The sequence below is a fragment of the Aliiroseovarius marinus genome (assembly GCF_004360145.1).
Classification (GTDB): Bacteria; Pseudomonadota; Alphaproteobacteria; order Rhodobacterales; family Rhodobacteraceae; genus Aliiroseovarius; species Aliiroseovarius marinus.
This window is the reverse complement of sequence record NZ_SAIT01000016.1, coordinates 17,207-30,951: the sequence shown is the minus strand read 5'-3', so window position 1 is coordinate 30,951 and position 13,745 is coordinate 17,207. Positions and strand designations below refer to the sequence as shown.

Below are 13,745 nucleotides of genomic sequence, written 5' to 3'. Positions count from 1 at the left end.
CCTTAGAGCATTCCGCCCTTAGCACGAGGCACGAATACCCTACCACGCCTTCGGCGTTCTCGGGACATTCGTGCCACTCGACTTCTCAGAAAGGGCGGGTTGCTTTAGTCAAACTTCTCCAAGGACAGAGCACGGGTCACTTCGCGGCGCACCATGCGTCGGACAGCTTGGGTAATCTTCACACCCATCTCGCCCCTCAGCTCTTCTCGCACAATGCGCGCGACGATTTCCTGCAGATGCTCTTCGTCGATGAAATCACTGTCATCTTCGACAATTTCTGAAACAGGGGCCTCGTCCATGGTGGCGGTCAAAACCTCGGTGCCGAGGGCATCTTCAACAGGATCGTCGGCCAGATCATCAACCTCGGCGAGAATGGGTTGGTCTTCAACCTCGTCTTCCACAGGGGCGTCACTGTCAGCGAAAACCGGCTCTGCCTCGACAATTTCGGGTTCCTCAGCCGCGATGCTGTCCCGTTCAATCTCATCCTGATCAGAGGCTTGCTCAAGCACCTCCTCAGCCTCGGCCGCAGCATTAGCTTCGGGCGCGACTTCGGCCTCTGGCGCAGCGTCCACCTCGGTTACAGCGTCAATCGCGGCTGCCTCGTCAACAACGGGCGCTTCCACCTCGGTTGCGGAGACTTCGACGTCACCTACGGGCGCCTCGTCCTCGGTCATGACCTCGGGTTCAGCGGCCTCTTCGGCAGCCACCTCGGGCTCAACGTCCTCGGACGGCGTATTCGCCGCCACACTGGTTACGCGTTGATGCAGAAAGGCCACCTGCGCGGTTTCGGCCAATGCGTCGCTGTCCCAATTGTCTTCGAAATCAACTTGCGTATCCGCAGGGGGCATTGATGTATCAGACGTACTTTGGAAACCGGGCTCGGCCATGTTCGTGTCAAAGGACAGAACAAGCGGGCTATCGTCAGCGTCCTCGGCCACGTCCACGGCTTCGGCGGGTGTGGAATTGTCCTGTTCCAGCGACTCCACGGGAATATCGCGTCCTGCCGTGGGAAGCGCGGTTTCAGTCTGCGCAGCATCTTGGACGGTTTTCTCGGGATCGCCACCGAACACGCGGAAGGCAGGTGTCAGGATCAGCTTGTTATCGGCGGGTTCAGACGCTTGAACCTCGTCCTTCTGATCAGGATCGCCAGCAGCGATGAGACGTCGGATCGAGGACAGAACATCTTCAATTTCTGCGTTCGAGACCGGATCCGACATATAGCACTTCCTGTTCAGCTGCGTCACACACCCAGATTCTTGGTGTGTTTGATGTCAGACTAGCCAGTTCGCCTCGGCCAGACAACAGCCACAAGTAGAAACCTGCGACAGCGAGGCAAATCGCACACGCTGCGCAAGTCCCGGAAAGTGCTTTATTTCTTGCCTAGCGCCTCGAGCACGAGGTCCAGACGCTTGCCCTGCGGGCTGACGTTATGGATCGGTGCGGATTTGACGGTGTTGTAATAGGCCTCGGGGTCGAAGGCGACGACGCCCAGATTCAGATGCTCGGCCGTCAGAAGACCCATCGACGACAACAGCGAATAGACCGCGAGGTACTGATTCGACTGGGCAGTGATGCGGGCGGCTTCTGCATCCAGCAACTCTTGCTCGGCGTTCAGAACGTCCAGCGTGGTCCGCGAGCCCAACGATGCCTCTTCCCGTGCCCCGCGCAGGGCCACACGGCTGGCGCGGATTTGACGGTCGGTGGCTTCAAGCGAGGCCGACGCGATAGCCAGTTGTGCCCAAGCATTTGCAACGCCCTGATCAACGGCAATGCGTGCCTGACGCAAACCAGCTTTCGCCGCGTCGATCTGCGCAATGGCCTTACGATATTCAGCGGATTTCAGACCACCGGAATAGATGTCACCCTGAAGCGCGATGCCAACGCTGGTGTTTCTGCTGTCCAGGCTAGACGTGGCCGATGTTCGGTCCACCCAAGTTGTGCTTGCCGAACCCACCAGCGACGGCTTCATCGAGGCTTTGGAAATCTCGGCTGCCAGCTCGGTCACGCGTACATTGTGTTGCGCGGCAAGCAGATCGGGATGACGGTCACGCGCAATCGCCTTCGCCGCCTCCAGCGTTTTTGCGGTCATCGGGACGCGCGGCGGGGCCGACAAGGTGCCCGGGTAGTTCCCGGTTGCAGCACGATATTCCTCACGCGCAATCGCAAGGCTACCTTGCGCCGAAGCCTCGCCCGAGCGTGCAGCCGCCAGGCGCGCCTGCGCCAGTGCGACGTCGGTCTGGGTCACTTCACCCACTTCGAAACGGTCGTTCGCCGCACGCAGTTCCTGCGTCAGAACACGCACCGAGTTGGCTTGAAGTTGGGCGTTTTCACTTGCCGAGCGCACATCCAGGAATGCACTGACCGCGCGCAGAAGTACGTTCTGCTCGACCCCGACCAGGCTGTCACGCGTCGCAAGTACGGCTTCTTTCTGGGCTTCGACCGCCATTTTGCCGCGGCCAAAGTTGAACAAAAGAACCGACGCCGTCAGCGTCGCCGAGGTGCGCCAGTAGTCGTCATTCGGAACAAGCGTGGTCGGGTCAATCCAATTGTGCTGGATCGCGTAGCTAAGCACCGGACGCAGTCTGGACTGCGCAATCGCAACGTCTTCGTCCGCGGCGCGCAGCAGGGCCTGATTCTGCTCCAAAAGGCCGCTGTTCTTGTAGGCCGAGGCCATCGCATCCGAGAGGCTTTCCGCATAGGCCGCCGGCGTGGCGACAAAGGCGCAGGCCATGGCCAGCCCTGTCAGCTTTGATTTAAACCCAATACGCATGTCGCTCTCCTGCATCTCAAATTTATTGCGGGCGTGTCGCCGATCTTAAAGCGCGAATTCCTGTGGCGCTTCAAATCCAGCCACAACGGGGGCACCGGCGTTGAAATTCGGCCGCCAGACCATCTCCCCATCAATCTTATACCCGATTTTTACAGTTCCCAACATCCCCTCGGCAAAGATGCAGGCAATACGCCCCCCATCCTTGAGCTGTTCCAACAAGCTTGCGGGTACGGTTTCCACGGCGCCTTCCACCATGATCACGTCATAGGGACCGTGCTTTTCGTTGCCCTCGGCCAGGGGGCCTGCGACGACAGCCACGTTGTCCACGCCCTGAGCCGACAGAATGCCCTGCGCTTCGTTGGCGCGGTCTTCTGTATCTTCTACAGCGATGACGAAATCGGCCAGACGCGCCAGAATGGCAGCGCTGTAGCCCAGGCCGCAGCCCAGATCCAACACCAGCTCGTTCGGCTGTACATTCAGCGCATCCAGCATCTTGGCCAGCGTGCGCGGCTCAAGCATCACACGACCGTCGTCCAGATCGATATTTTCACCGACATAGGCAGCCTCGCGCTTGCCATCCGGCACATATTCCTCGCGCGCGACGGTCAACATCGCATCAATGATCGGGAATTTGGTAACATCCGAAGGACGCACCTGCGTGTCGACCATCATGGTACGGCGTGCGGCGAAATCAGTCATGGCGGGCCTATGGTTCTGGGATCTTTGTTTTCTTCTGCCACAGTTAGGCCGATGGCCGCAATCCTGCAAGGTGATGCGACCGTATTGAGCACCTGATCCGGCGTTTTCTGAAACCTGTGCCGGAAAATCACACATCCAAGCGCGAAACCGGGCTGGACATCCCCCTAAGACCCGCGCTAGAGAACCCCCACACCACGGATGGCGAGTTGGCGGAGTGGTGACGCAGCGGATTGCAAATCCGTGTACACCGGTTCGATTCCGGTACTCGCCTCCACATTAAATCATCGACTTAGGGTAATTGTGAAAATCGCCGCGGGGCGAGGCTAAGCATTCTGTTGGGCTCTATCTGTATTCTCTTGTCACGACACCTGCTTTTGACCAGCTCGGCAGGCGACGAGATCTTTGTAATCGGCGAGCGTTCGCGACCGTCGCCTCTCGCGCCACCGGACCGCATTGTCGCGCTCGAAGTCGCAATACGCACCTTCAGGCAGGGGCTCAGAAAACACGCCTCCAGCCGAGACTGCGTTTCGAATTCTATCTACCCTTGGCCTTCAGCTCAATCTTGCGCACACTGGCCGTCTCGTTCGATCTTGCCCGAGGTTATCGTCAGCACTTGGCAGCTTTCCTGGGGCAGCGTCGCCGCCCTTATGGGCCAACGATTGTCCCCAAGGCCCGTCCTGCTGAGGAAATGACGGTCTATGTCAACGGGTTGCTCGTTTGCCCGTTCGAATGTCACGCTATCAAAGTAATAGAGCCTGACTTGGGGCCGCTGGTCCAGCGTGTACGGTTTCAGCCCAAACGCCCCTTCCAGAGAGCGGAAGTCTGATCCCAGATAGCCCAGAACTGCATCAACATATTCTTGCGGGTAGACTACGCGAAGATTGGTGTCATCTGGGTCGTGAGACGTCGCAATCATGTATCCACCACCAGCGCCCCATAAGCGTTGCCCATGATACCCGTCACCGATTTTGCGCCAGACCCCGCTCTTTTTGGCAGCATCCCAGGACAGGCTGAACGCACTGGCATCCCGGTAGCTGAGTTTCTGGCTCAATTGAAGCTTGGCCGCCAGCATCACCCCGGTCATGTACTTCTTCGCATCCATGTCGGAATAGATGTCATATGTCATCCACGAATTGTCGCCCTTTACAGTGCGAAGAGCCCAGTTTCGGGTGACAAGCGTGTCAACAAGAGGTTTCTCAACTTCTGGGAATTCATGTTCCTGGGCGAGGTCGTGCAGGAATTGGAGTGTTTCTGGGGATGGCGTCACGCCATGGAGATCGAACAGGAACCCCTTGTCCTGCTCAAATTGGGTTTGCGCCGGAGGCGAGAGCCGCGGCTTTGTGCCGCCGACAACATCGGGCACAACATTCGCCAAGAACAGGATTACAACAAAAGCGATGGGCCACACGATCTGCCGGTTGATACCCGAGCTGGGCTCTGGCGGCGGTGACATGCGGCGGGACCCAAGATAGGTCGCGGCAAGGCAGAAACGGTCATACCCGTAGAAGCGGTTCTGCATGCGCACTTGATCGGACATCCATCCAAAGGTCCCGTCCAACTGATCAAAAAGCTGCGCGGTGCGATGGGATTCTGGTGGGTTCCGGGCAAACCCACTTGCCCCGCGCAAGGCGAAACCGGGAAACTCCGCGCCGTCGTCGTCGATCATGTTGTACAAGAAATGGTAGATCTCTTCTTCGACCGCTTGGGCTGCGACCGGGTCGCTCATCGCTGGATCGTTCAGGATCGACAACAACCGATCCACATCCGGCTCTGGCGCGGTAAATACTGACACGCGGTTGACCAGATCTATGGCCTCTGGCGACAACCCCATCTGAACGGGGGCTTCTGTAACGGGATGCGCGACACTGTCTAGGTATGGCTCCTCAGACATCCGCTCAGGATCCCGGCTTAAGGGGGTATCCACATCCGCCACTTCATGGGCGTGCGGTACGTCGACCATGTCAAGCGCCGCCTCATAAGCCTGACGCAAGGCTTGGAACCCCTGAGGATCCGCCGCTTGGTCAATCGCTTTCAGCGCTTTCGCATAGGCCCTGCGTACGGCTTTCTTGTCCGGATTTTCGTCTTCCAGTCCAAGTACGCTGAACGGCCATTCCAGCTTATCTGACATAGTTTGTCTCGAACTGATCAAGTTGCTCGGAGAGGCTTTCTTGAAGCGACTGGATCTCGCTCGGATTTTGCCGATCAAGGGCGTATTGGAACGTCAGCAGCATATTCTGGAGCTGATTGCGATCCTCGGCCAAAGCCATGGCATAGCAACGCTCGATCCTCGCCAACAGGGCCAGGTTGTCCTCATTGTCCTTGGGGTGGACTTTCAGGGATTGAAGAGCCTTCTTACGGGCTGAAATCTCTCGCGCGCTCAACCCACCTGTCAGATCGGTGATCGTCACGGACTGGGTTTTCTGGGTAGACAGAACGGTCGTATCGACTTCCAAAAGCCCCGACGTATCGTAGCTAAGGCGCACCGCAATTGATTCGTAGTCCTTGGAATTGCGTGGAACTTTGACCTTCATCGCCCCCAGTTTGATGTTGTCTTGAACGCGCGGAGCCTCTCCTTGGTAGAGCTCGAAATGCACCTCGGTCTGGCCAAGCTCCACAGTCTGAAAGATATGCTCACGAGACGCCGGTATCACGGTGTTTCGCTCGATCACAGGTTCAAAGAACCCATGCTCATACCTGTTCCCAAACTGGCGACTAATGGAAAATCCCAGCGAAAATGCCGAGACATCGGTCATCACGACATCATCCAGCGCCGCATCATTTGCCGTCAGGGCGGCTTGGATCCCGGCCCCCAATGCGACCACATGATCCGGGTCAATTCCGACCTCAGGCAGTTTTCCAAGCATCCGCGATACTTGAGAGCGGACCAGTGGCATTCGGGTTGCGCCCCCGACAAGAACGACCTTGTCGATCTGCTGGCTCGTCAGCTTTGCATCATACAATGCCCGCTCCACAGGCAACCGCAGGCGCCTGACCAGATTTGACGCAATGTCCGAGAACGTATCGCGCGAGATGGAAAGGCTCTCTGTGCGGTCGTCGCAGACGAAGTCACATTCCGCTTCATGCGCAGTCGACAGCCGCTGCTTTAGTGACTCGGCAGCGTCCCACAGTCTGGCTTTGATGACGACATCGTCGGTTGGAATGCCATGTTTTTGGGCCAGATGCTCAAACAAGACTTTGGTAAAGTCCTCTCCACCCAAAAAGGCATCGCCGCTTGTGGCCTTGACCTCTAGCACGCCTTCAAAGACTTCGATGATCGAGACGTCAAACGTCCCGCCACCCAGATCAAACACCAAAATGTGGCCCTGCTCGTCGATGTCTTGCAAACCATAGGCGATGGCAGCGGCTGTGGGTTCGTTGATCAAGCGCAAGGGGTTCAGATCGGCCGCCAATGCGGCGGCCCTAACTGCGTCTCGTTGAAGCTGATTGAAGTAGGCCGGAACCGAAATCACGACGTCAGACACGTCATATCCGGTCTCAGAGCTGGCCAGATGCTTTAGATGCGCCAAAACCATGGCGGACAAGTCCACCGCTGTATGCGTTTGCCGCCCAAGCTTGAACGTCTTGTCAGTTCCCATCGCCCGTTTGAACGCGGCAACCGTATCTTTGGGGTGTGTTGGAAGCCTCTCTTTTGCGGCGTCACCTGTGATAAGCGCCCCATCTATCAACGCGACGACCGAAGGAACCATTGGTTTGGAGGAAATAAGACGTGGCTGCCCGTTTTCGAATACACTGATCAGTGAATTTGTCGTGCCTAAATCAATTCCAAAATACATTCTCATAACCAACTTGGGAGATATTCATTAACGCAAAAGTTGCATGCCAATTTCTGAAGCAAAAGCCTTCCGAATTGCAATGCAATTTCCACCTTTTATTGAAATTCAGTTGTCATGTACGGACCACGCACCTGAACTTGGCTTCTCGTGGCGCGTGCCACAGGAAATGCGCGGCTTGGTTTGCTGTGGTTCTGGTATGCGCTCTGCGTCAAACCCAGCCGGTGGCGATTTCACATGCGCCGCGTGCGGTATGGCACCTATTTCAATCTATAGTTGCTAAGCCCTTAAAAATATTCGCTTTCCGCCTGCATTTAGACACGAAAATGTTGGCGGATTGGTCCTCATCAGCAATGGTTAATACCAGTTAACCAAAATCAACAGTTTGAAATGATCGCTTTATGCAGCATCGAATTATTGGGGACGCAATATGGAGAAGCAAAAGATCGCCGTGATTGGTGGCGGTGTCGGGGCCATGACGGCCATTTACGCCATTACGCAAACGCCGGATTGGGACAAGAAATACGACATTACCGTCTATCAGCTTGGATGGCGCACGGGCGGAAAAGGCGCCAGCGGGCGCAACGCTGAGTTTGGGCAGCGGATCGAGGAACACGGGCTGCATGTCTGGGCCGGGTTCTATCAGAACGCCTTTCGCAACATGCGCCGCTGTTATGAACAGATGGTCGAGCTGGGACTGCGCAAGAAAAGTGACCCTCTTGGCACGATGGACAAGGCGTTCAAGCCGCTGTCGCATTTGTTCCTGGCCGAACACGTCCCCACAGACGACCCGAACGAAAACCCGTGGCGCCCGTGGGTAATTGATCTTCCTGAATATGACGAAGAGCCGGGGAACGAGACCGAGGTCCCCTCGCCTTTCGAGATGATGATGCGGATTTTGCAGATCATGATCGAGTTTCTCCGCCGAGGCGAGCTGGAAGGCGGCGCAGATGGGCCGTTGGGGATCGAGGTTCCGGATGGCCTGTTGGACGGACATGAAAGCATCCTGTCGCATCTGAAGGCGCTGCCGGGTGCGGGCCTTCCCGCAGGTCCTCACAACGCGGACCTGTTGCTTGAGATCATCGAAGATGTGCAGGCCGAGGTGCACAGCCAGCAGACGCCTGAAAACATGGCCCGCGACAGTGTGCGCCGGGGCCTGAACCTTCTGGATATCGGGTTGGGCTATATGCACGGGGTGGTCAGCTCGGACACGTTCACCAATGGCTATGACGTGCTGGACCAGTGGGAGTTCTCGGACTGGCTGCGTATGAACGGCGTCAGCGATCAGGCTCTGAAATGGGTGTCGATCCGGGGGTGTTATGACTTCGTCTTCGGCTTCCCGATGGGCAATACGGACCGGCAAGGCGATGCTGGCGCAGGCACAGCACTGCGGGCCATGACACGACTGATCTTCACCTATTCCGGGGCGATCTTTCACAAGATGCAGGCCGGGATGGGCGACACGATTTTCGGCCCCTACTATCTGGTCTTGAAAGAGCTGGGCGTGAAGTTCGAGTTCTTCAACGCCGCCCGCAATCTGCATCTGGACGAGGACCGCACCCATATCGAGCGCATCAGCATGGTGCGGCAGGCCAAGGTGAAATCTGGCACCTATGAACCGCTGGTTGACGTGGACGGCCTGCCCTGCTGGCCCTCAGAACCCTTGTGGGATCAGCTGGAAGACGGCGCGGCCCTGAAAGCCAGCGGCATCAATTTCGAAAGCGAGCGCACACCGCCGAAAGGCGAGCCGTTCACCCTGAAACGGGGCGAGGATTTCGACCTTGTGATCCTTGGCGCCTCGATCGGGTCGCTGCCCTATATGTCACAAGAGCTGTCCATCGCGTCTGAGCGTTGGCGGAACATGCTGGACCGGGTCAAGACGGTCCCGACCCACGCAATGCAGCTTTGGCTGAACAAAACGCCAAAACAGCTAGGGTGGGAGAAGCGCGTCAAAGCGCATAACTCGCAAAAATCCCTGCCCTCTTCGCCGATGCGGACGGTCATCACTGGCTTTGCCGAACCGTTGGACACATGGGCAGACATGTCCCACCTGATCCCGCACGAGGATTGGGGCGCGAACAAACCCAAATCCATCGCCTATTTCTGCTCGCCCGCGCCGGATGGCGAAGACATCCACGACTTCCGCGACAGCTTCGGGCGGTGGATGGACAACGATCTGGTGAAGTTCTGGCCGGGGGCGGAAAAGGACGGCACGTTTGACCGCAGCCTGCTGCACGAAAGCGAAGACGCCGCGATTTATTCCCGCGTGAACATGTTCGGGTCTGAACGCTATGTGCTGTCAGTCACAAACAGCGTCTATCACCGGCTGGCGCCCTCGCAGAGCGGCTTTGCCAACCTCTATCTGGCGGGTGATTGGACGCGCTGCGGATTGAATGCCGGCTGCGTGGAAGGCGCGACCATGTCCGGCATCGCCTGTGCATCGGCTGTCACCGGCGAGAAGCTGTTGAATGTCGGGGCCGAGGATATCGCCCGCGAAGAAACCGTGTCAGAAAAGGCGATGTTCCAGACGAACTCGGTCTCGGGCACGAAATGGCCGCTGACGCCGTTCTTTGCCCGTGGCGAGATGACGGGCGTCTTCGTCTTCTACGAGATGCCACGTGCCGAGGTGCAGGCCATGCTGCCGCCGGGGATCGAGCTGGGGCCAAGCCCCCTGACCCGCCCGGGCTTCCACCCTGTCGGCATGTCGTTCTGCAGCTATCACAACGTGCGTGGATCCTTCGTGCCGGATTTCATGGCGATGTCCCCCTATGGAGAGGCCACCTTCGCCATCCCTTATACCCGCACCGCCGAAGCACGGCAGGCCCCGCTTCTCTATCCGCGCAGGCTTTATGTGAACAGCAAGTCCGCGATCATGGCGGGCAAAGTATTCTATGCGATGCCCAAGGTGTGGTCCGATATCAAGCTTGAGAACACACGTTTCACGGCCACCGGCCCGCGCGGGATGAAAATGCAGGCCACGTTCCAACAGCACCTGGACCCGGACCCCCTACCCGGCCACCCGGCACAGGGGGCGATCTCGAATCTGCTGAACATGACCTTCGTCACACGCAATGCCTCGGGCCGGATGTTCTACAACGCATTCGACCTGCAACTGGACCGCGCTTACGTTGCGCCAGTGTCGGCCCAAATCGAGGTTAAAGACCCGGATCCTAACGGTTTTCCAACAACTTCGTTTGACGCCGTCCCGTTACAGTTGCAAACTGGGGATCGCCTCCCCGGTGCATTCCGGGTGTGGTGCTCATGGGCGATGACCAACCCGCTGGACAGCAAGCGGGTCCGTCACGCGGCCATGGCAAGGGAATGGGTGCGTCAAAGGTCGATGAGGTAAATATGAATGCCATGAATTGTATGTCATGCGGTGAAGCACTGCATGAGGGCGCGCGGTTTTGCAGCCATTGCGGGACCGAGGTCGTCGCCTTGGACGACAATCCCGAACTGCGCATCCTGACCATTCAGTTCATTGACCTTGTCGGTTCGACCGCCTTTGCGAACTCGACCGAGCTTGAAACCTATGACGACACCATCGCCGCCTTTCACCAGCTGGTGAATGACACGGTGGAAACCTATCGCGGCCGTGTACTTCAGCGCTATGGCGATGGGGTTCTGTCTTGCTTCGGGCTGGACCATGATGGCGAGGATTCGGCGCTGTCTGCCATTGCGGCAGGTCTGTCGATTGCAAAATCCATGCCCGAACAAGTGAGCGGACAACAGGTCCGTGTCGGGATCGACACCGGCCAGATCATGTGTCGCGTCGGCCAGCAGGGCGCGCTGTTTCCGCAGCTGACCGGGCTGCACGTCAACCGCGCCGCGCGCCTGCAGGAACAGGCGCCTGTGGGCGGCGTTGTGATCTCGGGCCAGACGAAGTCTTTCCTATCGCGGCTCGCCCGGCTTGATGAAGCATCGCATGACACGCGCCTTCTGAAAGGCATCGACCAACCGGTCGAGCTGATCGAGGTCACCGGCTTTCAGTTCCAAGAGGATCACACCGAGGGTTCTAACCTGCTGGAGCGCGACAAGGAACTTGCGCTTCTACAAAACGACGCCAGCCGCGCCCATGCGATCATCGGCCCGGCAGGTATCGGGAAAACCGTGCTGCTGGACGCCTTCAGCCGCACCCAGAAGAACGCTGGTGTGGTCCGGGTTGACGCCCGTGCCAACCTTCAGCAATCCGCGCTCTTCCCCGTGGTCGAAACCCTACGGCGCGAGCTGGATCTGCATGCACAATCTTCGCTTGAGGATCTGGCAACGCAGTTTAAGTCAATCGGGGTCACACTCGAAGATCAAGACATCATGGTGGTGGCCGGGCTGCTTGGCCTGCAGGCCGCCCAGCCCATTCTTCTGACCCCCGAACAACTGCAATCGCGCCGAATTACATTGGCCACCCACGCTCTGGCCGGGTTGGCACAGACCCGTACAGCCGCCCTCACCTTCGATGACCTGCATTGGTTCGACGAAGGTACGATTGCCGTGCTTCAGGCCCTCATGCAAGCCGAAGGCACCCCGCCGCGCATCGTTGTCACCAGCCGCCCGTCCGAGAAGGTCGACGCGCTGTTGGAAAACACGCCAGTGACGCCGGTGCATCTGGCCCCACTTTCGGAAGACGCCGCTGCGGAAGCCCTGTCGTCCTATCCTGAACTGGGCGACACCAAACGCGCCCGGATCATCGAAGCAGCCGAGGGCAATCCCTTGTTCCTGTCGGCTCTGGCCACCCACGCGCGTCAGGTCGAGGACGAGGACGAGGACGGATCGCAACAGCTGCCCCAGACGATCGAGGCTACCTTTCAGGCCATCATCAACGGCTTTGGCGCCCTGCGCGACGTGATCCAATGCGCCTCTATCTTGGGGCGCGATTTTCAGCCCGAGCGTGTCGCGCATCTGCTGCCGGACCGCCCCAACCTTGACGACGAGCTGCGCGTTCTAACCATCCGCGGCATCTTCAACCCCTATGCCGAGGGTGCCCTGTTCTTCGACCACATCCTGCTGCGTGATGCGGCCTACGAGATGATTCCGGGAAAACGTCGGCGTTCTCTGCATAAGTCCTTTGCGGACGCCATGCAGACCCATGACCCGGACTATTGCAGCGCCTATCCGCATCTGATCGCGGACCACCGCATGGCCGCACGCGACCATGAAAACCTTCCGGCGGCATGCATCGCCGCGGGCATTCATATGCTGATGGCTGTGAACTTTGACCAGTCGATGGCCTATCTGGATCATGCACGCGCGAACATGGAAGACCAGGCCGCACCCGAGCAGGTCTCGCGCCCCGAATACCTGCCCATCCTGTCGCTTCTGGCCAGCGCCACGGTGCAACGCATGGGCTTCTCGCACCCTGTGGTGCTGGAACGTTATCAGCTGCTGGAAGATGCCATCACCTATGCCGAGGGCACCGACCGCCAGCGCATGACCGCACTCTACGGTCTATTTGCCCATCGCATCATCAACGGACGCGTGCGCGAGAGCGGCGAGTATGTCGAGATGATGGAGAAGCTTGCACGTGACGGCGATGACGAGCTGAAAGTCATGTGGTTGGTGAACGAAACTGCTCATGCGCTCTATTCGGGAAAGTTTGATCTGGCCGCCGATCGTAGTGCCCAGCTGAAATCCATCTATCGGGCCGAAGATCACGGCCGCCTGTTCCTAGAGCTGGGCGCAGATCCGCTGGCCTCGGTTCTGTCGGCGGACGCCCATGTGGCAAGCCGCAAAGGCGATCTGGACGGGGCGCAAGCCGCCATGACGCAGGCACAAGAACACCTGAAAGCGATCGGTGCCATCGCACAGATCCCATGGATCCACGTTTTTGGCGGGCAAGCTCTATTGGCGGGTGGGTATCTGGATCTGGCTGCCAAGGAAGTTCAGGCCGGGATCGAAATTGCTGATGAACAACAAGCGCAATTCTGGTCGTTGATCGGGCGCGTTTGGATGACGATTATCCAGATTTACCAGGGCAATACGACCGAGACCCCGGCCATGCTGGAAATGCTAACCGAGCAAGCCAGCATGATCGGTGCTAACCTGAACGCCCCCTTCTATAAGGCGGCGTTGGCGAAGGCACATGTGGCGAACGGAGATGTCGAAACAGCGCAAACACTGCTGGAACAGGCCGAAAATTTGTCTGAGTCCGCAGGTGAGCACGAGTGGGACAGCTCCATCCGCGATATCCGGACAGAGCTTTCACAAATTGCGTCTGGTGCGTCGGCGCCTCTGGACCTGAGAACCCAGAGCTGACGTAGCGCCTCACCACTCACGGCAGCCAATAATGGCACAACCAAACCCCGTCCGTCATCTGACGGGGGAAGACACTTAGGCGTCCCGGAGGCCGGGTCTAATTCTCACTCCAAAACGCCGTCTCCAGCGCCACCCAAAGCGAGCTCCATCTATCTAAGCGTGCTAAAATAACTTTCCCCAAAAGCTTTCAGCGTCTTCTGCTTTTGGATAGCACGCGCCACATGTCGAACCTGTGA

General features: G+C 58.2%; 7 protein-coding genes and 1 tRNA gene. 3 read left to right on the top strand and 5 right to left on the bottom strand.

The annotated features are described in order from the left end of the window. Positions 1–104: 104 nt before the first annotated feature. The 3 genes from EOL43_RS13325 to EOL43_RS13315 all read right to left on the bottom strand — a co-directional run bounded on the left by EOL43_RS13325 (position 105) and on the right by EOL43_RS13315 (position 3,469). Complete coding sequence (locus EOL43_RS13325) at positions 105–1,217, bottom strand: hypothetical protein (protein WP_133489406.1); 1,113 nt, start codon at positions 1,215–1,217, stop codon at positions 105–107. Between the two features lie 152 nt (positions 1,218–1,369). Continuing rightward, positions 1,370–2,770, bottom strand: a complete 1,401-nt coding sequence (locus EOL43_RS13320; RefSeq protein ID WP_133489405.1) for a TolC family outer membrane protein — start codon at positions 2,768–2,770, stop codon at positions 1,370–1,372. A gap of 45 nt (positions 2,771–2,815) precedes the next feature. Beyond that, positions 2,816–3,469: a protein-L-isoaspartate O-methyltransferase family protein gene (locus tag EOL43_RS13315; protein ID WP_133489404.1), complete on the bottom strand. Its 654-nt coding sequence runs from the start codon at positions 3,467–3,469 to the stop codon at positions 2,816–2,818. A 200-nt stretch (positions 3,470–3,669) separates the two neighbouring features. On the opposite strand from EOL43_RS13315, the gene EOL43_RS13310 reads away from it, so the two are divergent. Next, a tRNA-Cys gene (locus tag EOL43_RS13310) sits at positions 3,670–3,743 on the top strand. A 282-nt stretch (positions 3,744–4,025) separates the two neighbouring features. Here EOL43_RS13310 and EOL43_RS13305 read toward each other — a convergent pair. Together EOL43_RS13305 and EOL43_RS13300 are read right to left on the bottom strand one after the other, a co-directional pair. Further along, positions 4,026–5,597 carry a hypothetical protein gene (locus tag EOL43_RS13305; protein WP_133489403.1) on the bottom strand — a complete coding sequence of 524 codons (1,572 nt, stop codon included), beginning with the start codon at positions 5,595–5,597 and terminating at the stop codon, positions 4,026–4,028. Beyond that, positions 5,587–7,263 carry an Hsp70 family protein gene (locus tag EOL43_RS13300; RefSeq protein ID WP_166636253.1) on the bottom strand — a complete coding sequence of 559 codons (1,677 nt, stop codon included), beginning with the start codon at positions 7,261–7,263 and terminating at the stop codon, positions 5,587–5,589. The genes EOL43_RS13305 and EOL43_RS13300 overlap by 11 nt, the downstream gene beginning before the upstream one ends. A 427-nt stretch (positions 7,264–7,690) precedes the next feature. Here EOL43_RS13300 and EOL43_RS13295 point away from each other — a divergent pair, with 427 nt between their 5' ends. Further along, a complete protein-coding gene (locus EOL43_RS13295; protein WP_133489401.1) occupies positions 7,691–10,609 on the top strand; it encodes an acetoacetate decarboxylase family protein in 2,919 nt (972 codons plus the stop codon). A gap of 11 nt (positions 10,610–10,620) precedes the next feature. Beyond that, on the top strand, positions 10,621–13,509 hold the full coding sequence (locus tag EOL43_RS13290) for an AAA family ATPase (RefSeq protein WP_166636252.1): 2,889 nt from the start codon (positions 10,621–10,623) through the stop codon (positions 13,507–13,509). Positions 13,510–13,745: the final 236 nt, after the last annotated feature.